29 protein-coding genes and 1 pseudogene are annotated in these 25,428 nt (G+C 64.5%); 17 read left to right on the top strand and 13 right to left on the bottom strand.

Annotation, left to right across the window (positions count from 1 at the left end):
- Nucleotides 1–147: 147 nt before the first annotated feature.
- A complete protein-coding gene (locus MJ8_RS00665; RefSeq protein WP_201412624.1) occupies nucleotides 148–1,080 on the bottom strand; it encodes a CHAD domain-containing protein in 933 nt (310 codons plus the stop codon).
- Nucleotides 1,077–1,549 (bottom strand): annotated as a pseudogene (locus tag MJ8_RS00670) (CYTH domain-containing protein). The gene MJ8_RS00665 and the pseudogene MJ8_RS00670 overlap by 4 nt, the downstream one beginning before the upstream one ends.
- 90 nt (nucleotides 1,550–1,639) lie before the next feature.
- Here MJ8_RS00670 and MJ8_RS00675 point away from each other — a divergent pair.
- The 4 genes from MJ8_RS00675 to MJ8_RS00690 are packed head-to-tail and all read left to right on the top strand — an operon-like array spanning nucleotide 1,640 to nucleotide 5,344.
- Nucleotides 1,640–2,344: a DUF1956 domain-containing protein gene (locus MJ8_RS00675; RefSeq protein WP_201412625.1), complete on the top strand. Its 705-nt coding sequence runs from the start codon at nucleotides 1,640–1,642 to the stop codon at nucleotides 2,342–2,344.
- The gene (locus tag MJ8_RS00680; RefSeq protein ID WP_201412626.1) at nucleotides 2,341–3,294 is read left to right on the top strand and encodes an HlyD family secretion protein; all 954 of its coding nucleotides are present in this window, start codon (nucleotides 2,341–2,343) and stop codon (nucleotides 3,292–3,294) included. Before MJ8_RS00675 ends, MJ8_RS00680 begins: the two co-directional genes overlap by 4 nt.
- A complete protein-coding gene (locus MJ8_RS00685; RefSeq protein WP_201412627.1) occupies nucleotides 3,291–4,211 on the top strand; it encodes an ABC transporter ATP-binding protein in 921 nt (306 codons plus the stop codon). The genes MJ8_RS00680 and MJ8_RS00685 overlap by 4 nt, the downstream gene beginning before the upstream one ends.
- Entirely contained in the window at nucleotides 4,208–5,344 is a 1,137-nt protein-coding gene (locus MJ8_RS00690) for an ABC transporter permease (protein ID WP_201412628.1), read from the top strand. The genes MJ8_RS00685 and MJ8_RS00690 overlap by 4 nt, the downstream gene beginning before the upstream one ends.
- A 224-nt stretch (nucleotides 5,345–5,568) precedes the next feature.
- Here MJ8_RS00690 and MJ8_RS00695 read toward each other — a convergent pair whose 3' ends face one another.
- Nucleotides 5,569–6,546 (bottom strand): threonine/serine dehydratase, encoded by a 978-nt coding sequence (locus MJ8_RS00695; protein ID WP_201412629.1) that lies wholly within the window; start codon nucleotides 6,544–6,546, stop codon nucleotides 5,569–5,571.
- A 109-nt stretch (nucleotides 6,547–6,655) separates the two neighbouring features.
- Complete coding sequence (locus tag MJ8_RS00700) at nucleotides 6,656–7,909, bottom strand: DNA recombination protein RmuC (RefSeq protein WP_201415254.1); 1,254 nt, start codon at nucleotides 7,907–7,909, stop codon at nucleotides 6,656–6,658.
- 104 nt (nucleotides 7,910–8,013) lie between these two features.
- Here MJ8_RS00700 and def point away from each other — a divergent pair, with 104 nt between their 5' ends.
- From def to truA, 4 genes are read left to right on the top strand one after another with little or no spacing between them, the layout of a single operon-like run.
- Nucleotides 8,014–8,544 carry a peptide deformylase gene (gene def / locus MJ8_RS00705; protein ID WP_201412630.1) on the top strand — a complete coding sequence of 177 codons (531 nt, stop codon included), beginning with the start codon at nucleotides 8,014–8,016 and terminating at the stop codon, nucleotides 8,542–8,544.
- A gap of 60 nt (nucleotides 8,545–8,604) precedes the next feature.
- Nucleotides 8,605–9,540 (top strand): methionyl-tRNA formyltransferase, encoded by a 936-nt coding sequence (fmt, locus tag MJ8_RS00710; protein WP_201412631.1) that lies wholly within the window; start codon nucleotides 8,605–8,607, stop codon nucleotides 9,538–9,540.
- Entirely contained in the window at nucleotides 9,537–10,043 is a 507-nt protein-coding gene (locus MJ8_RS00715; RefSeq protein WP_201412632.1) for a GNAT family N-acetyltransferase, read from the top strand. Before fmt ends, MJ8_RS00715 begins: the two co-directional genes overlap by 4 nt.
- 24 nt (nucleotides 10,044–10,067) lie before the next feature.
- Complete coding sequence (truA, locus tag MJ8_RS00720) at nucleotides 10,068–10,856, top strand: tRNA pseudouridine(38-40) synthase TruA (protein WP_201412633.1); 789 nt, start codon at nucleotides 10,068–10,070, stop codon at nucleotides 10,854–10,856.
- Here the strand turns inward: truA and MJ8_RS00725 are convergent.
- Nucleotides 10,853–11,458, bottom strand: a complete 606-nt coding sequence (locus MJ8_RS00725) for a transporter (RefSeq protein WP_201415255.1) — start codon at nucleotides 11,456–11,458, stop codon at nucleotides 10,853–10,855. The two genes, truA and MJ8_RS00725, sit on opposite strands and share 4 nt — an antisense overlap.
- Before the next feature lie 2 nt (nucleotides 11,459–11,460).
- On the bottom strand, nucleotides 11,461–12,660 hold the full coding sequence (gene dapE / locus MJ8_RS00730) for a succinyl-diaminopimelate desuccinylase (RefSeq protein ID WP_201412634.1): 1,200 nt from the start codon (nucleotides 12,658–12,660) through the stop codon (nucleotides 11,461–11,463).
- A gap of 179 nt (nucleotides 12,661–12,839) precedes the next feature.
- Between dapE and MJ8_RS00735 the strand changes: the two genes are divergently transcribed.
- Nucleotides 12,840–13,853 (top strand): 2-dehydropantoate 2-reductase, encoded by a 1,014-nt coding sequence (locus MJ8_RS00735; RefSeq protein WP_201412635.1) that lies wholly within the window; start codon nucleotides 12,840–12,842, stop codon nucleotides 13,851–13,853.
- Between the two features lie 111 nt (nucleotides 13,854–13,964).
- Here MJ8_RS00735 and MJ8_RS00740 read toward each other — a convergent pair whose 3' ends face one another.
- From MJ8_RS00740 to dapD, 3 genes are all read right to left on the bottom strand, one after another.
- Nucleotides 13,965–14,666, bottom strand: a complete 702-nt coding sequence (locus MJ8_RS00740) for a hypothetical protein (protein WP_201415256.1) — start codon at nucleotides 14,664–14,666, stop codon at nucleotides 13,965–13,967.
- A 7-nt stretch (nucleotides 14,667–14,673) separates the two neighbouring features.
- Complete coding sequence (locus tag MJ8_RS00745; protein WP_201412636.1) at nucleotides 14,674–15,045, bottom strand: DUF805 domain-containing protein; 372 nt, start codon at nucleotides 15,043–15,045, stop codon at nucleotides 14,674–14,676.
- 128 nt (nucleotides 15,046–15,173) lie between these two features.
- Nucleotides 15,174–16,028, bottom strand: coding sequence for a 2,3,4,5-tetrahydropyridine-2,6-dicarboxylate N-succinyltransferase (dapD, locus tag MJ8_RS00750; protein ID WP_201412637.1), 855 nt, complete (start codon nucleotides 16,026–16,028; stop codon nucleotides 15,174–15,176).
- 144 nt (nucleotides 16,029–16,172) lie between these two features.
- On the opposite strand from dapD, the gene MJ8_RS00755 reads away from it, so the two are divergent.
- Nucleotides 16,173–17,018, top strand: coding sequence for an LOG family protein (locus MJ8_RS00755; protein ID WP_116389968.1), 846 nt, complete (start codon nucleotides 16,173–16,175; stop codon nucleotides 17,016–17,018).
- A gap of 128 nt (nucleotides 17,019–17,146) precedes the next feature.
- On the opposite strand, the gene MJ8_RS00760 is transcribed toward MJ8_RS00755, so the two are convergent.
- The gene (locus tag MJ8_RS00760) at nucleotides 17,147–17,770 is read right to left on the bottom strand and encodes a response regulator (RefSeq protein WP_263649597.1); all 624 of its coding nucleotides are present in this window, start codon (nucleotides 17,768–17,770) and stop codon (nucleotides 17,147–17,149) included.
- Between the two features lie 385 nt (nucleotides 17,771–18,155).
- Complete coding sequence (locus MJ8_RS00765) at nucleotides 18,156–18,812, bottom strand: sensor histidine kinase (RefSeq protein WP_201412639.1); 657 nt, start codon at nucleotides 18,810–18,812, stop codon at nucleotides 18,156–18,158.
- A 300-nt stretch (nucleotides 18,813–19,112) separates the two neighbouring features.
- Here MJ8_RS00765 and MJ8_RS00770 point away from each other — a divergent pair, with 300 nt between their 5' ends.
- From MJ8_RS00770 to MJ8_RS00780, 3 genes are all read left to right on the top strand, one after another.
- The gene (locus tag MJ8_RS00770; protein WP_201412640.1) at nucleotides 19,113–19,529 is read left to right on the top strand and encodes a hypothetical protein; all 417 of its coding nucleotides are present in this window, start codon (nucleotides 19,113–19,115) and stop codon (nucleotides 19,527–19,529) included.
- A 189-nt stretch (nucleotides 19,530–19,718) separates the two neighbouring features.
- Nucleotides 19,719–20,192 carry a hypothetical protein gene (locus tag MJ8_RS00775; RefSeq protein ID WP_201412641.1) on the top strand — a complete coding sequence of 158 codons (474 nt, stop codon included), beginning with the start codon at nucleotides 19,719–19,721 and terminating at the stop codon, nucleotides 20,190–20,192.
- Complete coding sequence (locus tag MJ8_RS00780; RefSeq protein ID WP_201412642.1) at nucleotides 20,189–20,650, top strand: hypothetical protein; 462 nt, start codon at nucleotides 20,189–20,191, stop codon at nucleotides 20,648–20,650. Before MJ8_RS00775 ends, MJ8_RS00780 begins: the two co-directional genes overlap by 4 nt.
- Nucleotides 20,651–20,932: 282 nt before the next feature.
- Here MJ8_RS00780 and MJ8_RS00785 read toward each other — a convergent pair whose 3' ends face one another.
- Complete coding sequence (locus MJ8_RS00785; RefSeq protein ID WP_201412643.1) at nucleotides 20,933–21,640, bottom strand: pyrimidine 5'-nucleotidase; 708 nt, start codon at nucleotides 21,638–21,640, stop codon at nucleotides 20,933–20,935.
- A 150-nt stretch (nucleotides 21,641–21,790) separates the two neighbouring features.
- Here MJ8_RS00785 and MJ8_RS00790 point away from each other — a divergent pair, with 150 nt between their 5' ends.
- The 3 genes from MJ8_RS00790 to MJ8_RS00800 all read left to right on the top strand — a co-directional run bounded on the left by MJ8_RS00790 (nucleotide 21,791) and on the right by MJ8_RS00800 (nucleotide 24,436).
- Nucleotides 21,791–22,552 (top strand): GGDEF domain-containing protein, encoded by a 762-nt coding sequence (locus MJ8_RS00790; protein ID WP_201412644.1) that lies wholly within the window; start codon nucleotides 21,791–21,793, stop codon nucleotides 22,550–22,552.
- A gap of 274 nt (nucleotides 22,553–22,826) precedes the next feature.
- Entirely contained in the window at nucleotides 22,827–23,000 is a 174-nt protein-coding gene (locus tag MJ8_RS00795) for a hypothetical protein (protein WP_201412645.1), read from the top strand.
- Nucleotides 22,997–24,436, top strand: coding sequence for a GMC oxidoreductase (locus MJ8_RS00800; RefSeq protein ID WP_201412646.1), 1,440 nt, complete (start codon nucleotides 22,997–22,999; stop codon nucleotides 24,434–24,436). The genes MJ8_RS00795 and MJ8_RS00800 overlap by 4 nt, the downstream gene beginning before the upstream one ends.
- A gap of 188 nt (nucleotides 24,437–24,624) precedes the next feature.
- On the opposite strand, the gene MJ8_RS00805 is transcribed toward MJ8_RS00800, so the two are convergent.
- Nucleotides 24,625–24,792 (bottom strand): hypothetical protein, encoded by a 168-nt coding sequence (locus MJ8_RS00805; protein ID WP_201412647.1) that lies wholly within the window; start codon nucleotides 24,790–24,792, stop codon nucleotides 24,625–24,627.
- A gap of 95 nt (nucleotides 24,793–24,887) precedes the next feature.
- Between MJ8_RS00805 and MJ8_RS00810 the strand changes: the two genes are divergently transcribed.
- The gene (locus MJ8_RS00810) at nucleotides 24,888–25,418 is read left to right on the top strand and encodes a MarR family winged helix-turn-helix transcriptional regulator (RefSeq protein WP_201412648.1); all 531 of its coding nucleotides are present in this window, start codon (nucleotides 24,888–24,890) and stop codon (nucleotides 25,416–25,418) included.
- Nucleotides 25,419–25,428 lie beyond the last annotated feature (10 nt).

Raw genomic sequence — 25,428 nt, forward strand, 5'->3', positions numbered from 1 at the left:
GGCCGGATGAGGGGTGTTCCAGGAAATGAGACGTTGGCGATCGCGGCTTTGGACGACCGCATTGGCCAAGCTGGAGCACCCCTCATCCGTCTCGGCGCTGCGCGCCGATCCACCTTCTCCCACAAGGGGAGAAGGAGAGGCGCCGCACTACGCCGCCTTCGCCTCTTCCTGCGGCGCCGCGAGGTCGTCGCGTACCTTGCGGGCGAGTCTTTTGGCCGAGCGCTTCGGGCTGTCGCCGAACAGCTCGGCGGCGTCGGCGAGGCAGGCCTTGCTGAGGCTCTTTTCCGAACGCTTCAGGAGCTTGCGCAGAAGCTTGGTTTCCTCGGGCGGGCCGAGCTGCTCGCCCTCGGCATCGAGCAGGGCGCGCATGACGAAGACGTCGTGCAATTCGCCGAGCTCTTCCCCGAGCTTGTCCACCGCCTTGCGGCGCGCCTTGATCGGCGTCGGCCACAGGCGGCCGAGCAGCGACAGATGCATGGAATGCATCTTGGCAGCCTTGCGCAGGTCGTGAAAGTCATCGGGCTCGCCGCGTGTTTCCGCCTTGTCCAGCGCCTTCTTCGCGCGCCGCAAGGTGGCGCGAGCGCCGTCGGCCAATATGTCGGCGGCCTGCTCCGGCTGATCGGGCAGAGCGAGCCGGTCGATGCGCTCAAGACCCTCCCGGCAGGCCGAGATCGCCGCATTGATGGCGGCGTCGAGGCCGGGGCCGGCATGGAGCTCGTGCTGGCGCAGAACCAGCCGCTCGCGCACGAGGTCGAGACCGCCGTCGGCCGATTGCTCCGGAAAGGCATCGGCCAGGCGGTCGACGGTTTCGATGAGCGCGGTCGCCTCGCGCGGGCCGGCCAGCAGCGCCGATACCTGCTTGTAACATTCGTTCTCGGTCTGGCAGAACGGTTCGTCCCCGGAACGAACCAGACGCAGCAAGGCGCGCACGCTCTTCAGGCGCTTTCGGCATTTGTGCAGGCCCTGTTCCGGCTTCTCGCGCGCCATCTCGAGATGGCCAATTGCCTTGCCGATCTCGTCGGCCAATATGCGCCTGACCTCGCCGGTCAGCGGCAAGCGCGGATCGATGCGGAAGCTCATGCGGCGATCTCCGGAATCCCCCGAGGGCCAGCGATGCGTTGTAGAATCTCGACTCGCCGGTGACCTCGCGACCGAGCCAGTCGGGCAGCATTTCGTCCGATACGTCCTCCGGCGTCTCCAGCTCCGCGATCACCAACCCCGCGAGCTTTCCGCCGAAAACATCGACTTCATAGAGATAGCCGCGGTGTCTAACATGGTGGCGTGTCTTCTCGATGACACGCCCGACGGCAAAGGCCATCAATTCCTCGGCCTCGGCAAGCGGGATGGAATATTCGAATTCGTCGCGCTCGCGCGCCCTGTCGCCGAACTTCAGCGTCAGCTTGGCGGTGCGCCCGTCGCTGATGCGCACACGCACCGTGCGGCCGGGCTGGGCGGCGACGTAGAACTGGCGAATGCGGATCTCCACCTCGACCTTGTCGCGCCAGGCGGGACTGGAGACCAGGAACTTACGCTCGACTTCCTTGCCCATGGCCGCGCACTAAAGCCTGTGAGGGCCAGGAAGGCAAGCCGACTCAGGGTCAAATTTGACTTTAATCAATCGATTGATTAAAGTGCCAGTATGAACAGGCAGCCAGGCATAAAAAGGCAACAACGCGAGGCCACCACCGCCGAGCAGACGCGCGCGGCGCTTGTGCATGCTGCGCTCAAGCTGTTCGGGCGGCAAGGTTTCGACGGCACCTCGACGCGCGAGATCGCGGCCGAAGCCAAGGCCAATATCGGCTCCATCGCCTATCATTTCGGCGGCAAGGAAGGCCTGCGCGCCGCCGCCGCCGACTTCATCGTCGAAACCATCCAGGGCATCGCCGGCCAAGCGCTGGGCGCAACCCATGCGGCCGCTCCGGCAAACCCTGAAGCCGCGCGGGCACAGCTCTTTGCGGCCCTGGAGCGGATGGTGGGTTTCGTCGTGGCCAGCCCGCAGGCCGGCGAGATCGTACAATTCGTACTTCGCGAGCTGTCGCACCCGACCGCCGCGCTCGACCGCATCTATGCCGGTGTGTTCGAGCCGACGCACCGGCGGCTGTGTCAGATCTGGGAACAGGCGACCGGCGAGCCGGCCGAGAGCGAAGCGACCAAGCTCACGGTCTTCACCATGATCGGCCAGGTCATCTATTTCCGCATCGGCCGCGAGGCGGTGTTGCGTCGCATGGGTTGGCGCGAGATCGGCAATGAAGAGGCCGCCAAGATGGTGGCGGCCACGACCGACAATCTCAGGGCAATGCTGGCGGCGCGCGATGCGCGCGCCGGCAAGAAGGGCAAATCATGAGCTTTCTCTGTTCGCTGCCGCTCGCGGCCCAGCTGTTCGGCGCCTGTGCGCCGGCCGCACCCTTGGCCGTCGGCTATGTCGAAGGCGAATATGTGCTGATGGCGCCGATCGAAGTGGCCCAGGTGGCGACGGTGACGGTGAGACGCGGCGATCGCGTCGAGACCGGCAAGGCGGTGGCCACGCTGGAGGACGCCGACGCCAGGATCGAGGTGGCGCAGGCTAAGGCCGCGCTCGCCCAGGCCCAGGCGCAGCTTGCCGACCTGCAGGTCGGCAAGCGTCCCGAGGAGATCGCTGTGCTCAAGGCCGAGGTCGACATGGCCAAAGCCCAGGCGGCGGACGCCAAGCGCAAATATGACCGCGCCAGCGATCTTTATAAGCGCGGCACCGGCACCCAGGCTGACTACGACACCGCTTCGGCCTCACTGGAGACGGCCAATGCCCAGGTCGGCCAGGCGGAGGCCAATCTTGCCGTCGGCAACCTGCCGGCGCGGCCCGAGACCATCAAGGCCGCCGACAACCAGGTGAAGCAGGCGCAGTCGAGCTTGCAACAGGCCGAGTGGCGGCTGTCGAAGCGGGTGCTGACGGCGCCCTCGCCCGGCCGCGTCAACGACGTCATCCGCAACCCGGGCGACACGGCAGGGCCGACCGCGCCGGTGATCTCGATGCTGCCCGACGGCGCCGTGAAGCTCAGCGTCTATGTCCCCGAAAGCGCGTTTTCGTCGGTCAAGGTCGGCACCGAGCTCAACGTCCATTGCGACGGCTGCGGAGCGGGGCTCAAGGCGCGCGTCAGCTATGTCTCGCCCGACCCCGAATTCACGCCGCCGGTAATCTATTCGCTCGAGAACCGGCAGAAGCTGGTCTATCTCGTCGAGGCACGGCCCGACGGCAATGCGGGGCCCTTGCAGCCCGGCCAGATTGTCGACGTCGATCTCGCGGATATCGGCCAATGAACGCCATCGACGTTCGCGGCCTGGTCAAGCGCTTCGGCGACAAGACCGTCGTCGACCATGTGACGATGACAGTCGCCGAGGGCGAGATCGTCGGCTTCCTCGGGCCGAACGGCTCGGGCAAGACGACGACCATCCGCATCATGTGCGGGCTTCTGACGCCGGACGAGGGCGATGGCACGGTGCTCGGCTTCGACATCCGCACCGACGCGCTCAAGATCAAGCGCGAAGTCGGCTACATGACGCAGAAATTCTCGTTCTACGAGGATCTGACGATCGGCGAGAACCTCGAATTCGTGGCGCGTCTCTACCAATTGAAGCCGGTCGAGGAGTATGTTTCGCGCACGCTTCGGGAACTCGGCCTGACGAGCCGCCGCAACCAGCTGGCCGGCACGCTTTCCGGCGGCTGGAAGCAGCGGCTGGCGCTGGCCGCCTGCATCATGCACAAGCCGAAGCTGCTCCTGCTCGACGAGCCGACGGCGGGCGTCGATCCCAAGGCGCGGCGCGAGTTCTGGGACGAGATCCATCGGCTGGCCGGCGGCGGGCTCACCGTGCTCGTCTCCACCCACTATATGGACGAGGCCGAGCGCTGCCACCGCATCAGCTACATCTCCTACGGCAAGATGCTCGCCACCGGCACGGTGGACGAGGTGGTGAGGAATGCCGGGCTGACCACCTTCGTGCTGCAGGGGCCGCGGCTCGACCAGGTGGCTCGGGCGCTGCAAGGCCGCCCCGGCGTCGACCAGGTGGCGCCGTTCGGCGCCACGCTGCATGTCGTCGGCTCCGACAAGGCGGCGCTCGAAAAGGCGCTCGCCGACATCGAGAAGGAGCACCGGGGTGTCACGGTGAAGCCCGGCGAGACCAGCCTCGAGGATGTATTCATCCAGTTCATGTCCGGCTCGAAGGACAATATGGCATGAACGCGGTCTTCTCCTTCGCAAGGCTCGGCGCGCTGCTGATCAAGGAATTCATCCAGATGCGGCGCGACCGCATCACCTTCGCCATGATGCTCGGCGTGCCGCTGATCCAGCTGGTGCTCTTCGGCTATGCGATCAACAACGATCCGAAGAGCCTGCCGGCAGCGCTCGTGGCGACCAGCAGCGATCCTTACACGAGGGCCATGGTGTCGGCGCTGCAGACCACCGGCTACTACCGCTTCGACCATGTCGCGCAAAGTGCAGAGGAAGCCGAGTTCCTGATGGCGCGCGGCGACGTTTCGTTCGTCGTCACCATCCCCGCCGATTTCGCGCGCCGCGTCGAGCGCGGCGACAACCCGCAGATCCTGATCGAGGCCGACGCCACCGATCCGGCCGTGGCCAGCGGCGCGATCTCGACGCTCAGCACCGTCGCCGGCCAGGCGCTGCTCAGGGCGCAAGGTACCGAGGAGACCGCTAGGGAGGCGGCGCGCGGCCAGCTCGATGTCGTCGTGCACCGGCGCTACAACCCCGAAGGCATCTCGCAATACAACATCGTTCCCGGCCTGCTCGGCGTCATCCTGCAGATGACGATGGTGATGATGACGTCGATCGCGCTGACGCGCGAGACCGAGCGCGGCACGATGGAAAACCTTCTGGCCATGCCGTCGAGCCCGCTGGAGATCATGCTGGGCAAGGTGCTGCCCTATCTGGTGGTGGGCGCCGTGCAGGTGGTGGTGGTGCTGGCCGCGGCGAAGCTTCTGTTTGCCATTCCGTTCATGGGCTCGCTGTCGCTGCTGCTCTCGACCGTGCTGGTCTTCGTGCTGTCGCTGGTGCTGCTCGGCTACACGATCTCGACGATCGCGCGCACGCAGATGCAGGCGCTGCAGCTCACCTTTTTCTTCTTCCTGCCCTCGATCATGCTGTCGGGCTTCATGTTCCCCTATCGCGGCATGCCGGGCTGGGCCCAGACTTTCGGCGAGATCTTTCCGCTGACGCATTTCCTGCGCATCACGCGCGCGGTCATGCTGAAGGGTGCCGAGCTGCCGGCCGTGGCGACGGAAGTCGGCTGGCTGGTCGTGTTCGTGGCGCTGTTTGCCGGCGTAGCGCTGGTGCGGTTCAGGCGCACGCTGGATTGAGGCTCCAGGAATAGTTCAACGTCGGCGGGACAGCGCCCCCCTCTGGCCTGCCGGCCATCTCCCCCACAAGGGGGGAGATCGATGTCGCGCCGGCTTTCGCCAATCTCCGACGTCGCAAAAATGAGCGAGGCGCCGAAACTGCCAATCTCCCCCTTGTGGGGGAGATGTCCGGCAGGCCAGAGGGGGGCGCGAAGGAACGCGGCGCTTTTTATATGCAGAGCGCCCTACGCCGCCGCCATGATCTCCGCATAAGTGCCGAAATCGACATTGCCGCCGGACAGCACCACGGCCACGCATTTGCCGGCGAGGTCGATCTCGCCGGATGACAACGCGGCCAGCGCGACGCAGCCGCCGGGCTCGACCACCAGCTTGAGATAGGCCATGGCGTCGCGCATCGCCTGGGCGGCGGCCGCGTCGGAGACGGCGATGGCGCCGGCGAGATTTTTCCGGTTGATCTCGAAGGTGATGGCGCCGGGCTCGGCGGTGAGCAGCGCGTCGCAGATCGAGCTGTGGCCGGGTTGGTTCGCGACCCGCTCACCCTTGGCCAGCGAGCGGCGCGTGTCGTCGAAATGCTCGGGTTCGACCGCCCAGACCTGCGTGCGCGGCGAGGCGTCCTTGACGGCGACGGAAATCCCGCTCGAGAGGCCGCCGCCGCCGCAAGGCACGACGACGGCGTCGAGCACCACGCCGAGCGCCTTGGCCTGCCGCATCAGCTCCAGGCCGATCGTGCCCTGGCCGGCGATGATGGCCGGATCGTCGAAGGGCGGCACCAGCACCATGCCCTTCTCGATATAGGGGCGTACGACCGCCATCCGGTCGTCCTTGAAGCGGTCGAACGGCACCACCTCGGCCCCCATCTTGCGGACATTGCCGACTTTCAGCGCCGGCGCGTCGGCCGGCATGGCGATCACCGCCTTGACGCCGAACATTGCGGCCGAGGCCGCCACGCCTTGCGCATGGTTGCCGGAAGAGAAGGCCACGACGCCGCGGCCGCGCTCTTCCTCGCTCAAGCTCGACAGCTTGTTATAGGCGCCACGGATCTTGAAGGACCCGGTGCGCTGCAGCGTCTCGGGCTTGAACAGGATGCGGCCGCCATGGCGCTTGTTGAGCTCCGGCGATTCGATCAGCGGCGTTTCGACGATCAGGCCGGAAAGCCGCTCGGCGGCGGCGCGGATGTCTGAGATGCCGGGCAGGGTGATCATGGGCGAGGGCCTTGCGAAGAACGGGGTGGCCCATGGTGCACGGAAAAGACCGTAACGCGCCAACGAAAAAATGTCATGGAGACAAGCTTGGCGATGGCGTCGTCGTCGGCTACTCGTCGCCTTCGACGACCCGCAGCCTGAGCTGGCCGGTCTTTGAATCGGCCACCCGCGCGCCGGCGTCGGCCTTTGGCGCCGCGTTTCGCGAGGGCTCGGTCTCGCTCTCGGCGAATTCCAATGCCTCGATCTTCTGGCCGCGCTTGGTCACCTTCGACGTCGACACCAGGATGTCGTCTATGTCGCGCGCCGCCTGGCCGAAATGCGTTTGCAGCCGGCGCACCCGCTCGTCGACCCGCGCCACATCCTCCATCAGCCGGATGACCTCGCCCTGGATCAGATGCGCCTGCTCGCGCATGCGGGCATCCTTCAAAATCGCCTGGATCACCTGGATCGACAGCATCAAGAGCGAGGGCGAGACGATGACGACGCGGGCGCGATGCGCCTTCTGCACCACTGCCTCGAAATTCTCGTGGATCTCGGCGAACACCGATTCCGACGGCACGAACATGAAGGCGGTGTCCTGCGTCTCGCCCTGGATCAGGTATTTTTCGGCGATATCGCGGATATGCACCTCGATGTCGCGCCGGAACGCCTGCGCCGCAACCTTCTGCATGTCGGCGCCTTCGGCGGCGCGGATGGCGTTCCACGCTTCCAGCGGGAACTTGGCGTCGATCGCGAGCATCGGCGCTCCGTTCGGCATCCGCACCAGGCAGTCGGGCCGACTGCCGTTGGAGAGGCTCGCCTGGAATTCGTAGGCGCCATGCGGCAAGCCGTCGGCGATGATCGCTTCCATGCGCGACTGGCCGAAGGCGCCGCGCGTCTGCTTGTTGGAGAGGATCGCCTGCAATTGCACGACCTGGCCGGCCAGGGACTGGATGTTGCCCTGCGCGGTGTCGATCACCGCCAGCCGCTCCTGCAGCTTGGCGAGGCTTTCATGGGTCGATTTGGTCTGCTCGGCCATCGTCTGGCCGAGACGGCCGGTCATGGCGTCGAGCCGCTGTCCGAGCGACTGGGTAAGCTCGGCCTGCCGCGCCCCGAACACTTCGGCGATCGCCCCCATGCGCCCCTGCATCTCGGCCTGCGCCTGCAGGACGTCGGCTATGCGGGCCTCGGTGTCGCGGGCGTGATCGGCGGCTTCCGCCGCGGCGGCCGCGCGCGCCGTGGCCGCGCGCCACAAGGCTATGACCAGCGCCGCGAAGAGAACGACGAACAGGGCGATGGTGAAGGCAAGCACATGGCCGAGCGTGATCGTGGAGGCGCCAAGCCGAGCGACTGGTTGCGAAAGGATGGAGGTCATGTCGTTCATGAGGGGCAGCATAACCGATTCGGCGTCCTGGCACAGATCAAAACGTGAACAGGCCGAGCATGCCCCGGTTGACGCTTGTCAAGTGAGGTCTTAGGTGAGACGCCATGTCGATCAAGCCGCTCATCATCCTTCCCGATCCCGTCCTGCGCCAGGTTTCCAAGCCGGTCGAGCGCGTCGACGCCGATCTGCGCAAGCTCGCCGACGACATGCTGGAGACCATGTATGACGCGCCGGGCATCGGCCTTGCGGCGATCCAGGTTGGCGTGCCGCGGCGTCTGCTGGTCATCGACCTCGCCAAGGAAGGCGAGCCGCCTCAGCCGCATGTCTTCATCAATCCGGAGATCCTCGAAAGCGCCGACCAGCGCTCGGTTTATGAGGAAGGTTGCCTGTCGATCCCCGACTATTATGCCGAGGTCGAGCGCCCGGCTTCCGTGCGGGTGAAATATCTCGACCGCGACGGCAGATTGCAGGAGATGCAGGCGGAAGGCCTGATGGCCACCTGCCTGCAGCACGAGATCGACCATTTGAACGGCGTGCTGTTCATCGATCACATCTCGAAGCTCAAGCGCGACATGGTGGTGCGGAAGTTCAAGAAGCTCGCCAAGGACAAGGCCCCGGGCAAGATGGTGGGCTAGGGCCGTCTTTTCGGCCGAGCGAGCACCTGAGCCTAGTGCAAAACAGGATCGCAGCACCTCATGCCGCTTCGCGTCATCTTCATGGGCACGCCGGATTTTTCCGTGCCGACGCTGCGCGCCATCGCCGAGGCCGGCCACGAGATCGCGGCCGTCTACACGCAGCCGCCGCGCGCCGCCGGCCGGCGCGGTTTGGAATTGACGCCATCCCCGGTGCAGCGCGAAGCCGAGCAGCTGGGGCTCGAGGTGCGCTCGCCGACATCGCTGAAAAGCGAGGCCGAGCAGCAGGTTTTTGCCGGCTTGCAGGCCGATGTCGCTGTCGTCGTTGCCTATGGATTGCTGCTGCCGAAGGCCATTCTGGACGCACCGAGGCTGGGCTGCCTCAACGGCCATGCCTCGCTTTTGCCACGCTGGCGTGGTGCTGCTCCCATCCAGCGCGCAATCATGGCCGGCGATGCCGAAACCGGCATGATGATCATGAAGATGGAAGAGGGGCTGGATACCGGGCCGGTGGCAATGGTTGAAAAAGTCGCCATCGCACCCGATATGACGGCCGGCGAATTGCATGACCGCCTGATGGTGGAGGGCGCTTCGCTGATGGTCGAGGCGCTCGCGCAGTTGGGGATAAATTGTCTGACATTTACCCCGCAGGCGGCGGAAGGGGTGACCTATGCCCGAAAGATCGATAAATCGGAGACACGCGTAGACTGGACGCGGCCTTCTGGCGAAGTCCACAATCACATTCGCGGCCTCTCGCCCTTTCCGGGCGCGTGGTGCGAGGTCGAAATTGGCGGCCGCATGGAGCGGCTGAAACTGCTTCGCTCGACGCTCACGGATGGCGTCGGCGAGTCGGGAGGAATTCTCGATGACCGGCTGACGGTCGCCTGCGGATCGGGCGCGGTCAGGCTGGTCGAAGTTCAACGGGCGGGCGGAAGGCCTGCCGCCGCGCAGGAGTTTCTGCGCGGAGCCAAGATCGCAAAAGGAACGAAACTCACATGAGCATGATGTCGATACGCGCGGCGACGCCGCGGGATCGCGAGGCGATCCGCCTCGTCGAAGAGCATGCCTTTGGCCAGCAGGCGGAAGCCGGCCTGGTCGACGCATTGGTCACCGGCGGCGATGCCGTCGTCGAACTGGTGGCTGAAGAAGACGGCCAGGTCGTCGGCCACATCCTGTTTTCCAGGCTTTACGTGCAGAATGGCGGTAAGCGTTTCGCGGCCGTCGCGCTGGCGCCGCTGGCGGTCGAGCCCTCCTTCCACGGCACCGGCATCGGCGGCGCGCTGATCCGCGAGGCGCATGTGCGGCTCAAGGAAGCCGGCGAGGCGCTGGCCGTCGTCCTGGGCGATCCGACCTATTACGGCCGTTTCGGTTACACCCATGCCCGCGCCGCGAATTTCGAGAGCGAGTATCAGGGTGACGCGCTGCAGGCCCTGGCCTGGGGCGACGCGCCCGAGACCGGCAGACTGGTCTACGCTTCGGCCTTCACCGCCTTGGCCGCTTAAGGCCAAGGCGAAAGCACCGCTGGCATGCCGCGATTTCGGCTCGATATCGAATATGACGGCAGCCAGTTCGCGGGCTGGCAGCATCAGGCCGACCAGCCCTCGGTGCAGCAGGCGATCGAGCAGGCGATCGAGAAGTTCTGCGGCGAAGTCGTAAGAATACGGGCCGCCGGCCGCACCGATGCCGGCGTGCACGCCACCGCCCAGGTGGCGCATGTCGATCTCGCCAAAGCGCGGCCGGGCGACAAGGTGCGCGATGCGGTCAACGCGCATCTGCAGGCGGCAGGCGCGCGCGTCGTCATCCTGAAAGCCGCCGTCGTCGCCGACGGCTTCGACGCGCGCTTTTCCGCTACCGGTCGCCACTATCTCTATCGCATCCTCAACCGCCGGGCGCCGGCGGCGCTGGAAAAGGGCAAGGTCTGGTGGGTGCCGAAGCGGCTCGACGCCGAGGCCATGCACGAGGCGGCCAAGGTGCTGCTTGGAAAGCATGACTTCACCACCTTCCGCTCCACCCAGTGCCAGGCCGAAAGCCCGGTCCGCACCCTTGACCGCCTCGATGTCGGCCGCAATGGCGATTTCATCGAGGTGCGCAGCTCGGCGCGCTCCTTCCTGCACAATCAGGTTCGCTCGATGGTCGGCTCGCTGAGGCGCGTCGGCGACGGCTCCTGGGGCGCCGCCGATCTCAAGGCGGCGCTCGAAGCGCGCGATCGCGCCGCCTGCGGCCAGGTAGCCCCGCCGGACGGGCTGTTTCTTGTCGGGGTCGATTATCCGGAGGTACCCGGCAAATCCACCATTGCCAAGGACACCGACGTCTAACCCCGGGTGCTGTCCGGTATGTCGATGCCGAGCAGGGCCTGCAGGCCGAACAGGACGAGCAGCGAGGCGATGAACATGCCGACGAACACGGCCGTACCCACCGCCGGCCCTTTGCCGATGGTTGCGTTGGTCATGCGCCAGGTCAGCACCATCGACAGGCCGAACAGAACCAGCGACACCAGGCTGGCGACGTCGCTGCTGGAGGGCACGAAGAGCCTGAGCAGCGCCGAGGGCAGCATCAGCCAGGCGATGATCGCCGACGTCCAGTTGGACGCGACGACATAGTGGACGAAACGGCCGCCGATGCCGGCGCGCGGCGCGACCAGCGCCAGCGCCACCAGCGGCAGCACCCAGGAGCCGAGATCGACCGTCGCCAACCGGATCAGCATGCCGAGGCGCCCGGCGAAGGCGTCCGGATCGCCGATCTCGTTGGCGATCCCCACCCAGCCGACGATCAGCGCCGGCGCCGCCACGACGATGGCGAAGAAGGAATTCCAGAAACCGTCCGCCGAGAGGTCGAGCAGGCGCAGCCCGTCGGCCCTGCCGAACATCAGCCGCCAGGCGCCGGCCAGCGAAGCATAGGTTTCTTCCGCCGAAAGCATGGTCACGAAAGGCCTTGTCCGAACCAGTCTTCGATGAAGCGTTCGTAGATTTGCGTCAGCGTCTCCAGATCGGCAAGCGCGACGCGCTCGTCCACCATATGCATGGTCTTGCCGATCAGGCCGAACTCGACCACCGGACAATAATCCTTGATGAAGCGCGCGTCCGACGTGCCGCCGGAGGTGGAGAGCGCCGGCGTCTTGCCGACCACAGCCTTGACCGAGCCGCTCAGCGTATCGATCAGCCTGTCGTCGCGGGTCAGGAAGACATGGCTCGGCCGGTCGCGCCAAACAAGCTCGTAGTCGACCGGCGTCTTCTTGTCCGGCCGGTATTTCTTGCGGCCCGCCGCCTGGTCGAGCCGGTTGTGGATCTCGGCCTGCACTGATTCGGCGTCCCAGCTGTCGTTGAAGCGGATGTTGAAGGTGGCGGTGGCCTTGGCCGGGATGACGTTGGTCGCCGGATTGCCGACATCGATCGACGTCACTTCGAGATTGGTCGGCTGGAAATCCTTCGTTCCCTTGTCGAACACCGGATGGAGCAGCGCGTCGACCAGGCTCATCAGCCCGCGCACCGGGTTGTCGGCGAGCTGCGGATAAGCGGCATGGCCCTGGCGCCCGTTCACGGTCACGCTGCCCGACAGCGAGCCGCGCCGGCCGATCTTGATCATGTCGCCGAGCGCATCCGGATTGGTCGGCTCGCCGACGATTGAGGCGTCCCACTTCTCGCCCTTGGCCGCCGCCCAGTCGAGCAGCTTGGTGGTCCCGTTGATGGCCGGTCCCTCCTCGTCGCCGGTGATGAGCAGCGACACCGATCCTTTCGGGCCGCCATTCCGGGCGACATGGCGCGCCACCGCGGCGACGAAGCAGGCGATGCCGCCCTTCATGTCGACGGCGCCCCTTCCATACATCTCGCCATTGGCGATTTCCGCGGCGAAGGGCGGATGCGTCCAGGCCGCCTCATCGCCCACCGGCACCACATCGGTATGGCCGGCAAACATCAGATGCGGGCCATTGCCCGAGCGCCGCGCATAGAGGTTTTCGATGTCCGGCGTGCCGTCTTCCGAGAACACTGGCCTTTCGACCGAAAAGCCGAGCGGCTTCAACATGTCCTCCAGCGCGGCAAGCGCCCCGCCTTCGGCGGGCGTCACGGACGGGCAGCGGATCAGGGCGGCGAGATTGGCGGCGGGGTCGGTCGGCAATGTCATGGGCAAAGCGATAGTCGAAAGCAGCGGACCTGTCACGGGTGGGACATGGTGGGCGATTACGCCGCCGACAATATGGTTGTCGTGTCGTATAAACGCATGTCGCCCGGAAGTGTGCAGCGGTTCTGGGAGAAACGGCATGCATTTATTACGCAAGTCGTGAGCCAAGTCGGGACGATTGCATGGCCAAGCATGAAAATAACATTGCCGTCGCCGGCGCCGGCAGCATCGGCTGCTATGTCGGCGGCTGCCTGGCGCTCGCCGGGCGCGAGGTGGTCTTTCTCGGCCGCGGCGGCGTCGTCGAGGCCATGCGGGAAAGCGGGCTGCGCGTCAGCGATCTTGACGGCCGCGACCGCTGCCTCGAGGCGCAAGCGATTACGGCCACTGACGATCCGGCGACCGCGCTGGCGGAGGCCGATGTCATCCTGGTGACGGTCAAGAGCGGCGCGACCGCGGAGATGGCGAGGCTGATCGACACCCATGGCCGCCCGGATGCCGTGGTGGTCAGCCTGCAGAACGGCGTCGACAATGCCGACCGGCTGCGCGCCGCGCTCCCGGGACGGCGGGTGCTGACCGGCATGGTCATGTTCAACGTCGTCCTCTCGCCCGATCGCGAGCGACCGTTCCATGCGCATCGCGCCAGCCAGGGAGAGGTGATGATCGATACCGGTGTCGACAGCCTTGCCGGTCTGCTCGGTGTCGATGGGCTTGCCGTCGAAGCGCGCGCCGACATGAAGGCGGTGCAGTGGGGTAAATTGCTGATGAACCTCAACAATGCGCTGGTGGCGCTCTCCGATCTGCCGCTGGCCAGGCAACTGGCCGACCGAAGCTGGCGCGTCATCCTCGCCGCCGAGATCGAGGAGGCGCTCGCGGCGATGAAAGCCGCGGGCATCACGCCGGCGCGCATCACCGGCCTGCCGCCGGCGCTGCTGCCGAAAGTGCTGCGCCTCCCCGACTGGCTGTTCGGGCTTCTGGCCCGCCGCATGCTGGCGATCGACCCTCGGGCCCGCTCCTCGATGTGGGACGACCTCAAGCGCGGCCGTCCGACAGAAATCGAGGAATTGCAGGGCGCAGTCATTCGACTGGCCAGGCAAACCGGCACTCCGACGCCGGTCAACGACCGCGTCGCGGCGCTGGTGCGTCAGGCGGAAGCGGCAAAGCGTGGTCCGCCCGGGCTCGGGCCGGAAGCGGTTTAGAGCATGTCTCCCGAAAGTGGGAACGGATTTCGGGATAAAGGCATGCGCAAAAGCAAAAACCTAAAGCGCATGGAGCGAATCTGAATGGTCGCGACGCGGTTTAGGAGCGCTCTATCGCCGGTCCTCGATCAGCGTGATCTTCTGCCAGATCTTGCGCGACAGGTTGGACGACAGGTTCTCGATGTCGTTGACGGCATTGACGACGACGTCGTCATTGACCGACTGCGCGAACAGCGCCGCGATCTTGCCGGTGATCGACAGCATCTCCGAGCAATAATCGAGATAGCGGGCGAGGTCGGCCGCGTTGGTTATGCGGGCGGGCGAGTGCGGGGTCGGCTTGAAGTCGGCCGCCAGCGCCGCCGGATCCTTGGTCAATTGATGCATGTCGATGACATGGATCAGCGAGCGCAGCCCGTGCAACTGCCGGAACACTTTCTTGCGCTTGATCCGCTCCTCGGTTCGGATCAGCGCCAGCAAACCGAGCGCGGCCAGGATGACCGTATTGATCGTCGCTTCGATGCCTTGCATCGACTGCACGGCGTCGTCGGCGCCCGAGATGCGGTCGAGCGGCAGGATCGTGCCGACGAACAGGAACATCGCCACGCCGGCGACGAACGCCGCGACGATGACGCCGCGCAGCCACCAGATCGGGGCCTCCAGTTCCTTGGCGGCCTCGGCGAGGTCCCGCGACAGCGACACCAGTTCAGCGGCAATGGCGCGCAGGCCCCTTTCCGGAAAACGCTCGGCGATACGCTCCTCCAGCCTTTGCGCCGTCTCGATGATCCGCGTCGGATCGAGCGTGCGGTAGCGCATGGCGGTCTCAGCTGTCGCCTGGCGCATTGGTGCGCCTGCCGTAGCGGTTCGGTCCGGGATCGCCGCGGAAACAGGACAGGATGATCAGCAGGATCGGCCCGATGATGAGCGAGATCAGCGCAAAATAGGTCGGCTTGCCGAAATCATGGAAGCGCTTTGCCGTCACCGCGAAGGTGGCCCAGGCCGAGATCAGCAGCACCCCCCAGCAGATCATGGCCCAGTTCTGGCTGGCTGCGGTGTTTAGCTCCACCCGCGCGAATTGGTAGAACGGGAAAAATTGGACAAGCACCAGCAGGACCCCGGCCAGCGCGTAGGCGACCGGGCTCAGCCGCCCCGAAAGGCTGAAGAACACCCACAGGAATTGCGATCTTTCCGACAATCGCGTCCGCTCCGTTAAAGCATGTCTCCCGAAAGTGGGAACCGGTTTCGGGAGAAAGACATGCGCAAGATCAAAAACCTAAAGCGCAGGGAGCGAATCTGAAAGATCGCGACGCGCTTTAGGCAGGATCAATCGCGCAGCAACTCGTTGATCGAGGTCTTGGAGCGGGTCTTGGCGTCGACGCGCTTGACGATCACGGCGCAATAGAGGCTCGGACCCGGCTCCCCATTGGGCAGCGGCTTGCCCGGCAGCGATCCGGCGACGACCACGGAATTCGCCGGCACCTCGCCGTAGAAAACCTCGCCGGTGGCGCGGTCGACGATCTTGGTCGACTGGCCGATGAACACCCCCATGCCGAGCACGGAGCCTTCGCGCACGATGCAGCCTTCCACCACTTCGGAGCGCGCGCCGATGAAGCAATTGTCCTCGATGATGGTCGGGCCGGCCTGCATCGGCTCCAGCACGCCGCCAATGCCGACGCCGCCGGAAAGATGCACGTTCTTGCCGATCTGGGCGCAGGAACCGACCGAGGCCCAAGTGTCAACCATAGTGCCCGAATCGACATAGGCGCCGACGTTGACGAAGGACGGCATCAGCACGGCGCCCGGCGCGACATAGGCCGAGCGGCGCACGATCGAGGACGGCACGGCGCGGAAGCCGGCTTTCTCGAAGTCGACCGCGCTCCAGCCGTCGAACTTGGACGGCACCTTGTCCCACCAGACGGCTTGGCCGGGACCACCCTTGATGATCTCCATCGGATTCAGCCGGAAGGAGAGCAGCACCGCCTTCTTCAGCCACTGGTTGACGTGCCACTTGCCGTCGTCCTGCCGCTCTGCGACGCGGGCGACGCCGCGATCGAGCAGGTCGAGCGCCGCCTGGATGGCGTCGCGCGTCTCGCCGCGCGTCGCGGTCGAAATCGCTTCGCGCTCCTCGAAAGCCTTTTCGATGGTCTTTTCGAGGCTCGCCAGATCGGGCTTCGACATGATTCCGCTCCATTACCAAGCTGTTAAGGCGCTGAGCCTTAACCTGTTTAAAAGTCGCGCGGACCCTATGTTAAGGCTCAATGGGGGTCAATCGCGGCAGCGTCACGGGACGGCGCAAGTGAAGGAATTGGACGGGTGGATTCGATGACTCCCATGGAAAAGGCAGGGTGGACGCCGCTGCCGCATTCGGACGAGGACCTGGAACGCTCGAAAAGCGTGCCGGATACCCCGCAGACACGTGCCGAAACCTACCGGCTGGCCTGGAACGATCCCGACTTCATGACGCGGCGCGAATTGCGTGCCGTGCGGCTGCAGCTCGAGCTGCTGAAGCCGGAGATGATCCTCGCCGAACGCGGCATCCGCTCGACCGTCATCCTGTTCGGCGGCGCCCGCCTGCCGGAGCCGGGCGGCGAGGCCTGGGCGGCCAAGAACGAGACGCAGAAGAAGAACCTCGAGGCGAACAGCAAATATTACGAGGAAGCGCGCAAATTCGCCCGTCTGTGCTCGCGGCAGTCGGCCACCTCCTATTATCGCGAGTATGTCGTCGTCACCGGCGGCGGACCGGGCGTCATGGAGGCCGGCAACCGCGGCGCCGACGATGTCGGCGCGCCGTCGATCGGCTTGAACATCGTGCTCCCGCACGAGCAGGCGCCCAACGCCTATGTCACGCCGGAGCTCTGCTTCAATTTCCACTATTTCGCCATCCGCAAGATGCATTTCGTCATGCGCGCCAAGGCGGTCGCGGTGTTTCCGGGCGGCTTCGGCACGATGGACGAGTTCTTCGAGACGCTGACGCTCATCCAGACGGGGCGCATGGAGCGCGTGCCGGTCATTCTGTTCGGCAAGGCGTTTTGGCAAAGGGCGATCGATCTCGATTTCCTCGCCGAGCAGGGCACGATCTCGCCCGGCGATCAGGACATCATTGATTTCGTCGACACGGCCGACGAAGCCTGGGACATCATCCGCCGCTTCTACAAGTTGGGGGAGTAGGAACTGAGGAATTGGAGAGCTGAAGAATTGGGGAAAAAGGACACCCGGATCGTTCGTCTGTTCTCCAGTTCTTCAATTCCCCAGTTCTCCAATTCCTCTACCCGGGACGGCACCCCGGCCCGGCCTGTCTAAATGGGCAACTCGGCCAGCCAACCATTCGAATGCGCGAAGCGCACGATGGCCGCCCGCGAGCGCAGCTCGAGCTTCTCGGTAGCCCTGGTCCGATAGGTCTCGATGGTCTTTATGCTGAGGTTGAGCCGGGACGAGATTTCCTTGTTGCTGTAGCCGAGCGCCACCAGCTGGATGACCGACCGTTCCCGTTCGCTGAGATTGCCGGGATCGCCCTGCGGGGCGCCGCGCGGGCTCAATATGCGAGCCGCAAGCGCCGGATCGACATAATTGTCGCCGGCCAATACGCAGCGGATGGCCTGCAGCAGGTCCGTCGCGGTCGACCGCTTGACCACGAAGCCGCGTCCGCCGGCCGCCAGCACCTGACGCAGGCAGCCGGGATCCTCGTGCGCCGTCAGCGCGATGCAGCTGATCTCGGGAAAGCGTTCGCCGAGCTGCTCGATCAGCCTGACCCCGTTGACGCCCGGAAGCGAAATGTCGACCACGGCGACATCGGGCAGCGTCTTGCCGATCCCCTCAAGGGCATCTTCGGCATTCCCGGCAAGCCCGACGATCGTCAGGTCGTCCTGGCTGTTGATCATCGCCCCTACCCCGGACAGGATGATCGGGTGGTCGTCGACCACGAATATCCGCCTGCAGTGCACCTTAACCTCCATCAGTCTGCCAAAGGCCCTGTCACGCGGAAAGGGTCCCTCTTGTCCTTGATGGTCTAGGCAACTGCCCCGCCTGGCGCGGGACGCCCGTCTGTCTCGACAAGCCTTAACGGCCGGGACGGGTAAGCCGTCCCCCGCCTAACCCAATGATCCCGGATTGTAAGCCGTGGCGTGGTGTCCGGGATGTGCAGCGCTTCACTTAGACGAATTTCTGGGAAAACCGCATCGCAGCTTTCCATCCGCAACCACGCAAAAAACAAACACTTGCCGGAAGCGCGAACAGGCCAATGGCCGCAGCCGCCATTTCCCCGCCTGATCGCATTGTCGCTGAAAAGCGCTGCCGTTCGTCCTCTCTTCAACCTGCCAAAGGCACGTCCGCGTAAACGGTGGTCCCCTTCGTCATGGCGGTTTCGATGGTCAATTCGCCTCCCACCAGCGCAAGGCGCTCCCGCATCCCGGCAAGCCCCAGATGACCCGGGCCCGGTTCGGCACCGCCGTCAAAGCCGCGGCCATCATCCTCGATCGTCAGGCGCATCCGGTCGTCGTGAATGTGCGCCGTCACGCTGACGCGGCTCGGTTCGGCATGCTTGCCGACATTGGTGAGGGCCTCTTGCGCAATGCGGTAGAGGGTCAGGGCGATTTCACGAGAGAGCGGGCTCGAAAGCGCTTCGAGGTCCACGTCGCAGGAAATGCCAAGCTGCGCGCAAAGCATGGTGGCCAGATCCTCGACCGAGGCGCGAAGCCCAAGCCGGTCAAGATCCGCTGGCCGCAGATTCCAAGCCGCGTCATGCACCTTGGCGCTCAACTGGTCGACGAGCACGGTGGCGCGCGCAAGGCGATCGTCCAACTCCCCGGAGCCAGCGCGGACATTGTGCAATTCCAGCGCGATGCTGGCCAGCATCTGCCCTAGATCGTCATGCAGCTCGCGCGACAGGCGCTGGCGCTGCTCTTCCTGCACGGCGATCAAACGCCGCGCCAGTCTACGGCGCAGGGCCTTGCCGTCCTTGCCCATAGTCATACCCGCCCATTTCAACCCTTCTCTTCCCATTGCCGTCGCGGGGGATCGCAAGCCACCCGGGGTCGACGAGAAAAGGCATGAATGTCCGCGCAATATACACCGTCGGGTGCGTTTGGGCGTGTCAGATTTTTCCCGATCCCTTCAACTTTTCCCGACACCGGGATCAGAAGAAAAACCGACGGCGCCTGCCGATCAGCCCGAATTCATCGGCGCTATTCCTGCGTGCATCCTTCAAGCGTCCTCCCGGTCATCTTGAACTGGCCGGGAAGCTCAACGCAAACCAAGGAGAACGTCATGAGAAAGATCATCCTGGCCGCGGCCGTCCTGTCGGCTCTCACCGGTTCGGCATCCGCATTTTCGGTCGGTAGCGGCAATGGCAACGGCAACGGCAATGTCGGCGTCGGCAACGGCAATGGCAACGGCAACGGCAACACCGGCGCCTTCAACGGCAACTTCAACGGCAACGGCAATTTCGGCCTCGGCAACGGCAATGGCAACGGCAATGCCAATATGGGCGCCTTCAACGGCAATTATAACGGCAACCTCAATGCCGGCGCCGCCAACGGCAATGGCAACGGCAACGGCAATTTCGGCCTGGGCAACGGCAACATCAACGGCAACGGCAACTTCGGCATCAGCAACGGCAACGCCAACGGCAATGGCAACAGGGGCGCCGGCAACGGCAACGGAAACGGCAACGGCAACCACTAGCGCCGTCCATCCGCCAGCGTCGCCAGGCTTTGGTTTGGAAAGACGCTGATGGCCTGGGACCGCCGAGCCAAGCGCCCGTCCCCCGCGCAAGGCTATCGCGACATCTCGCCGGCGGTCCCAGTCCTTTTCGAAGTCCCTTTTGGAAACAGGTCCCGATTTCAAAAACCAAGCCATGGAAGGAACTGGCAGATGAAACGCTATGTCATACCGGTGCTAGGCCTGGGGCCGGCGCTATGCCTGGGATTGTTGAGCGCAACCGCGGCGAAGGCTGACACCGCGACGGGCAGCCAGGCCTTCGGCATGTCGGCCGTCCAGGGAGCGGTCGGCAAATACGGCAATGTCATCGGTGCGAATGTCAGGAGCATGAACCCGCTCGGCAATTTCGGCGGCAATGTCGGCTACAAGAACAGCGGCACCGGCAATGTCGGCGCCTTCAACAGCGGCACCGGCAATGTCGGCGCGTTCAACGGCAACAACAACACCTCGCCGACGAGCGGCAACGGCAACATCGGCGCCTTCAACGGCAACGCCAACACCGGCCGATACAACGGCAACAGCAACATCGGCGCCGGCAACGGCAACTTCAACGGCGGCAACTTCAACGGCAACGGCAATGTCGGCGCCTTCAACGGCAACTCCAACGGCCGGGGAAACCATCGATGACCGGCTTGAGATCACCCGCGTCCGTCCGGCCTCGCGGGCGCTGGATGGCGGCGAGGCCGCTTGACGGCAACGGCCTCGCGCTCGCTACGCTGCTTGCCGCGTTCCTGGCCGCCGATGCCTCGACCCTGGTCAGGATTTCCGACCTCCCGATCGGAGCCGGCGTCATCAACGGCCTTGGCAATACCGGAAATTTCAACGGCAACGGGAATACCGGCAACTTCAACGGCAATGGCAACAGCGGCAATTTCAACGGCAACGGCAATACCGGGAGCTTCAGCGGCAATTTCAACGGCGCCAACTTCAACGGCAACGCCAATTGCGGCAATGGCCACGGCAATGGCTACTCGTCCGACAGCAACGGCAATGGAACCGGACGCATTCCGGACTGGTGCCGGTATCTGAAGGAGCTGAACGGCCGGCTGAGGCTGCCGCCCGGCACGATTCCGGATTTCGACTAGAGGCAGTGCACAGGAATTTTGACCGGTCGGCTCAGGAGATTGGCCGAAACGCCTATCGCGATCGCCACTCCAGGGCGGAGCAGCCGCGAAGCGGCGTCGCGCAGACCCTGGAATCCATTCTGTTACATTGAAGCGTCTGCACCGCTGCACCTTACAGCCGACGTCACGCAATGGGTGCTCGGGTCTGCGCGCGTCGCTACGCTCCTTGCTCCGCCCGTGGATGACAAGGCCGGGGCGTTTCGGCCAATCTTCAAGGCATAACCCTTAGCAGGCAACCAGAGTTCATGCCGTCACGTCGACGATCGCGGTCAGGAAGCCGGCGAGATCGTCGGTGACGAAATCCACGTCGTCCTCGTTGGCCGGGTCGCGTTCCCAGATCTCCGAGAAGGTCGGCTCGAAATTGCGCGGCACCACCAGCACGGTCGTCATGCCGAGCGTTTTCGGCACGGCCAGATTGCGCGCCAAATCCTCGAACATCACCGCATTATGGCCGGTCACCGAGTGCAATTCGGCAAAGCGCTCATAGGTCTGCCGCTCCGGCTTGGGGTTCAGCCCCGCCGCGACGATGTCGAAGATGTCGTCGAAATGCTCCAATATGCCGAGCTGGCGCGCGGTGCGCTCGGCATGCCTGCGGTCGCCATTGGTGAAGATGAATTTGCGCCCGGGAAGCTGGCGGATCGCAGCGCCCAGCACGGGATCCGGCACCAGCCGCGAATAGTCGATGTCGTGCACTTTCTCAAGGAAATCGTCGGGATCGATGCCGTGCCGCTTCATCAGCCCGTTCAGCGTCGTGCCGTATTCCAGGTAGAGCTCCTTCTGCAGCTTGCGCGCGTCATCGCGCGAAAGCGTCAACAGCTCGCCGACATAGGCGGTCATCTTCACGTCGATCTGCGCGAACAGGTTCGAGTGATGCGGATAGAGCGTGTTGTCGAGGTCGAACACCCAGTCCGTGACATGGGCGAAGCGGGCGGGATCGGGTGTCGTTGTCATGGATTTCTTATGGCATGCCGTCGCTGATTTTATCCACAACTTATGCGCGTCACGACGTGTGAAAATGGCGTCTCGCTTCAAATTTTAAAAGTCTCGGAAAGGTCGCCTTTAACGCTTGCTGGCACAGAGGCTCTCCGTTGGGAGCAAATGATGAGTCGCATATTTCTGAAGGCCGCTGCCGTGGCGTTCGCCTCGGTCGCTGTCTCGCTTTTGTTGACGATGATTGTGGTTCCGGCGATGGGCTTTCCGATGAGCCGCACAGTCTGGCTGGCGTCGACGGTCTGCCCGCTCGTGCTCGCCTGGGCTGCCAGCGCCGGCAGCTTTTGGCACAGCGACCGCTTGCAGAGCGCGCATCGCGAGCTTGCCCGGGCCCACGCGCAGCTTGCGGCCGCGCACCGGCGCCTGTCGGAAAAGGCAAGCCGCGACGACATGACCGGCATGCTCAACCGCGAAACCTTCTTTGCCGCGCTCGACGGATCGCGGCGCAAGAGCGATCGCGGCGCGCTGCTCATCATCGACGCCGATCACTTCAAGAGGATCAACGACAGCTACGGTCATTTGACGGGGGACGAAGCGCTGCTTCTGATCGCCGGCGCCATCGAGCGCGGCGTCCGCGGCGGCGACGTGCTGGGCCGCATCGGCGGCGAGGAATTCGCGGCTTTCCTGGTCGGCGCCAGCGAAGCGGAAGCCAAGCGTGTCGCCGAACGCATCCGCCGCGAGGTCGAGCTGATCCGTTTCCGTCCCGTCGATGAGCGCACCGTGCCGCTCACGGTCTCGATCGGCGGCATAAGCTGCGGCGAAAGCGCGACCGTTTCCGATTTGATGCGCGCCGCCGATCGCCGGCTTTACGAGGCCAAGAACCGCGGCCGCAACCTTTCGATCCTCGACCGCGAGCTTCCGGAAGCGGCCTGAAGTCGCGTCGGGACGTTAGGGAAGCCCTAACCATGTCCATATTCAACCGCGCTAAACTTCCAGCTGTAACGCCGTCTTCACCCAGGTTTGGCACGAAATTGGCCTCCTCGGCCGCATGCGTGCCGTTCAGGAACGCCATGCGTGGATCGAGGCCCCCAGAGCATGATCCCGAAAAGTGGGAGCCGGTTTTCGGAGAAAGATCATGCTCAACAAAGAGTTAGATCATGAGGGGCGATTCAACGAAACGCCATCGCGATCTATCGAGAGACGTGTCATGAGCAGGTTCATAGGCAAAATATCACGTCGCTCGATCGTGCGGGCGCTGGTCGCGCTGCCGGCGCTGTCGCTGTTCCGTAACCGGCCGGCCCTTGCGAACCCTGGCGAGATCGGCCCCGATGAAATCGTCGAGATCAATGGCTGGATCCTGCGGCGGAGCGACCTTGCATGATCTTCGACAGCTACGAGGCCTATAAGCAGGCCGGCTTCAAACCCAAGGTCTGCATCCTCGGCTCCGGCCCGGCCGGCACGACGATCGCCAGGAAGTTGGGCGCCGCCGGCATTCCGGTCGTCGTTCTGGAGGCGGGTTCGCGCGAATTCAGCGACGAATCGCAGGATTTCTACCGCGGCAAGACGGTCGGCGATTTCTATTTCGACCTCGACATCACCAGGCTGCGCTTCATGGGCGGCTCGTCCAATCACTGGGCCGGCTGGTGCCGCGTGCTCGACAAACAGGACTTCGAACCCAAGGCCTGGGCGCCGGACACCGGCTGGCCCATTAGCCGCGCCGACATCGAGCCTTATCTGAAGGAAGTCCACGACATCCTCGAGCTTCCCGAGTTCCGGCCCGATGTGCCGGTTTCGGACGACATACGCTGGGTGCAATTGATCAAGAGCCCCGCGGTTCGTTTCGGCGAGAAATATGCCGGCGAGCTCGACGCGAGCAAGAACATCGCAGTCGTGCTCAACACCTATGCGACCGAGCTTGCCGGCGACGGCAAGCGCGTTACCGGCGCGAAGCTCTGGTCGAACGGGCAGGACGCCGGCACTTTCAGCGCGGACTATTTCGTCACCTGCACCGGCGGGCTGGAGAATTCGCGGCTGCTGCTGTGGTCGAATGAGCGCTCCAATGGCGGCGTGGTGCCGAACGCGACGGCGCTCGGCCGTTACTGGATGGAGCATCCGACCTTCGAGGGCGGCAATGCCATTCTTGCCAACTATTCGGAGTTCGAGGTCGACGCCTCGAACGAAGCCTTCTTCTCGCCGACGCTTGCCGCGATGGAGCGGCTCAAGATCATGAATTTCGGCATCCGCCTGATCGAGAGCCCCTATCCCAATGTCAAGAAGCTGATCGCCGATCTCGCCTGCACCGCGCCGAACATGGCGGAATGGATGTCGTCCCAGTTGGACCAGAGACTGCGCTGTGCCGCCCAGCTTTATGTCGCCTGGGAGCAGGCGCCGCTCGCCTCGAACCAGATCGAGCTGTCCAAGACCGATGTCGACCACGCCGGCGTGCCGCGCATCGAACTGCACTGGAAGAAGTCGCCGCTCGAGCGCCGAACCCTGCTCGAGGGCCTGAGGCTTTTCGGCACGACGATGGCGCAAAAAAATCTCGGCCGCGTCCGCATCGACGAGTGGATCACCAATGGCGGCGATTACCCGACCAACGAGGAAACGGCGGGCCACCACCATATGGGCGGCACCCGCATGGGCACCGATGTCCTGAAGAGCGTCGTCGACGCCAATTGCAAGGTGCACGGCATGGACAATCTCTATGTCGGCGGCTCTTCCGTTTTCTGCACGTCGGGTCAGTGCAACCCCACCACCACCATCACCGCGCTCGCCTGTCGGCTGGGCGAGCATCTCGGCAAGGTGATCGCCGTCTGATCTCCGCGGCGCCGGCGGCGCCGGCGCCTAGAGCCGGATGATTTCAGGTCTGTTCGACCTGAAAGCTGAATCCGGCTCTAAATCAAAGAGATAGAGCACGAGGTCGCCCGAAAACCGTTTCGCACTTTTCGGCATCATGCTCTGGAGCAACCGGCGCTTGGCGCCTTTTGGGCAAATTGCGACCTCGCTCAAAAGCCGTAGACGGCGATGCGCACCAGCACGGCCGCGGCGGCCAGCGCCACCAGCAGGATGCCGAGGCCGATGGGTGAGCCCCAGCCATACCATTCCATTGCCAGCTTGGCGTATTTGTATTCCTCCTCGTTCGAGGGAGGGGTGCGCTGTTGAATCAGGCTCATTGTTCACTCCGTGTCGGCGACTTTGCCCTTGTCTTGCAAAAGGCATCGTCGCATATTGATACGACAGTCTGAATGTTAGGCAGATTGATAGTTAGATGATCGAAGTAAATTCGTCAAGCACGAAACGCGATGAAATGATGAAGGCAGTCGGCCTCGCCGTTATGCGCTGGCAGGACGCCACCCAGGCCTATGACGAAGCGGTGGGGGCGCGGCTCGGGCTGATCGCGGCCGAGCGGCATTGCCTGAGCCTGCTTTATGCCGGACCGCAATCGGCGGGCGCCGTAGCGGCGGCGACGGGGCTGACGCCCGCGGCGGTGACGGCCCTGATCGACCGGCTGGAGGCGCGCGGCTACGTCACCCGGACCCGCAGCCTGGAGGACAGGCGCAAGGTGGTCATCGAGGCGACCGAACTGACCAGGGAATTGTCGGAGCGCTATTACGGTGCGATCGCGCGGGAGGGCGAGAAGGTGGTGGCGAGCTTCAGCGACGCGGAGCTTGCGACCGTGCTGCGCTTCATCAACGCTGCGCTCGACCTGCAGAGCGAACAGTTGGCCAGGATCAAAGCCGAGCCGGACAAGGCTTGGGCACCTCAAGACAAAGCGGCCCAGCCGCCTTCCGGCAGCTGAACCGCCCTGA

Source organism: Mesorhizobium sp. J8 (assembly GCF_016591715.1).
Taxonomy (GTDB): Bacteria; Pseudomonadota; Alphaproteobacteria; order Rhizobiales; family Rhizobiaceae; genus Mesorhizobium.

What these genes read in the sequence shown, in the direction of transcription:
- MJ8_RS00770 (WP_201412640.1), top strand. Translation starts at nt 19,113, where the DNA reads ATGAGAAAGATCATCCTGGCCGCGGCCGTCCTGTCGGCTCTCACCGGT.
- MJ8_RS00690 (WP_201412628.1), top strand. Translation starts at nt 4,208, where the DNA reads ATGAACGCGGTCTTCTCCTTCGCAAGGCTCGGCGCGCTGCTGATCAAG.
- fmt (WP_201412631.1), top strand. Translation starts at nt 8,605, where the DNA reads ATGCCGCTTCGCGTCATCTTCATGGGCACGCCGGATTTTTCCGTGCCG.
- MJ8_RS00805 (WP_201412647.1), bottom strand. Translation starts at nt 24,792, where the DNA reads ATGAGCCTGATTCAACAGCGCACCCCTCCCTCGAACGAGGAGGAATAC.
- MJ8_RS00695 (WP_201412629.1), bottom strand. Translation starts at nt 6,546, where the DNA reads ATGATCACCCTGCCCGGCATCTCAGACATCCGCGCCGCCGCCGAGCGG.
- MJ8_RS00790 (WP_201412644.1), top strand. Translation starts at nt 21,791, where the DNA reads ATGAGTCGCATATTTCTGAAGGCCGCTGCCGTGGCGTTCGCCTCGGTC.
- MJ8_RS00795 (WP_201412645.1), top strand. Translation starts at nt 22,827, where the DNA reads ATGAGCAGGTTCATAGGCAAAATATCACGTCGCTCGATCGTGCGGGCG.
- dapD (WP_201412637.1), bottom strand. Translation starts at nt 16,028, where the DNA reads ATGTCGAAGCCCGATCTGGCGAGCCTCGAAAAGACCATCGAAAAGGCT.
- MJ8_RS00665 (WP_201412624.1), bottom strand. Translation starts at nt 1,080, where the DNA reads ATGAGCTTCCGCATCGATCCGCGCTTGCCGCTGACCGGCGAGGTCAGG.
- MJ8_RS00715 (WP_201412632.1), top strand. Translation starts at nt 9,537, where the DNA reads ATGAGCATGATGTCGATACGCGCGGCGACGCCGCGGGATCGCGAGGCG.
- MJ8_RS00800 (WP_201412646.1), top strand. Translation starts at nt 22,997, where the DNA reads ATGATCTTCGACAGCTACGAGGCCTATAAGCAGGCCGGCTTCAAACCC.
- MJ8_RS00735 (WP_201412635.1), top strand. Translation starts at nt 12,840, where the DNA reads ATGGCCAAGCATGAAAATAACATTGCCGTCGCCGGCGCCGGCAGCATC.
- MJ8_RS00775 (WP_201412641.1), top strand. Translation starts at nt 19,719, where the DNA reads ATGAAACGCTATGTCATACCGGTGCTAGGCCTGGGGCCGGCGCTATGC.
- MJ8_RS00810 (WP_201412648.1), top strand. Translation starts at nt 24,888, where the DNA reads ATGATCGAAGTAAATTCGTCAAGCACGAAACGCGATGAAATGATGAAG.
- MJ8_RS00700 (WP_201415254.1), bottom strand. Translation starts at nt 7,909, where the DNA reads ATGAACGACATGACCTCCATCCTTTCGCAACCAGTCGCTCGGCTTGGC.
- MJ8_RS00765 (WP_201412639.1), bottom strand. Translation starts at nt 18,812, where the DNA reads ATGGGCAAGGACGGCAAGGCCCTGCGCCGTAGACTGGCGCGGCGTTTG.
- MJ8_RS00755 (WP_116389968.1), top strand. Translation starts at nt 16,173, where the DNA reads ATGACTCCCATGGAAAAGGCAGGGTGGACGCCGCTGCCGCATTCGGAC.
- MJ8_RS00680 (WP_201412626.1), top strand. Translation starts at nt 2,341, where the DNA reads ATGAGCTTTCTCTGTTCGCTGCCGCTCGCGGCCCAGCTGTTCGGCGCC.
- MJ8_RS00675 (WP_201412625.1), top strand. Translation starts at nt 1,640, where the DNA reads ATGAACAGGCAGCCAGGCATAAAAAGGCAACAACGCGAGGCCACCACC.
- MJ8_RS00780 (WP_201412642.1), top strand. Translation starts at nt 20,189, where the DNA reads ATGACCGGCTTGAGATCACCCGCGTCCGTCCGGCCTCGCGGGCGCTGG.
- MJ8_RS00740 (WP_201415256.1), bottom strand. Translation starts at nt 14,666, where the DNA reads ATGCGCTACCGCACGCTCGATCCGACGCGGATCATCGAGACGGCGCAA.
- MJ8_RS00725 (WP_201415255.1), bottom strand. Translation starts at nt 11,458, where the DNA reads ATGCTTTCGGCGGAAGAAACCTATGCTTCGCTGGCCGGCGCCTGGCGG.
- MJ8_RS00685 (WP_201412627.1), top strand. Translation starts at nt 3,291, where the DNA reads ATGAACGCCATCGACGTTCGCGGCCTGGTCAAGCGCTTCGGCGACAAG.
- def (WP_201412630.1), top strand. Translation starts at nt 8,014, where the DNA reads ATGTCGATCAAGCCGCTCATCATCCTTCCCGATCCCGTCCTGCGCCAG.
- truA (WP_201412633.1), top strand. Translation starts at nt 10,068, where the DNA reads ATGCCGCGATTTCGGCTCGATATCGAATATGACGGCAGCCAGTTCGCG.
- MJ8_RS00785 (WP_201412643.1), bottom strand. Translation starts at nt 21,640, where the DNA reads ATGACAACGACACCCGATCCCGCCCGCTTCGCCCATGTCACGGACTGG.
- dapE (WP_201412634.1), bottom strand. Translation starts at nt 12,660, where the DNA reads ATGACATTGCCGACCGACCCCGCCGCCAATCTCGCCGCCCTGATCCGC.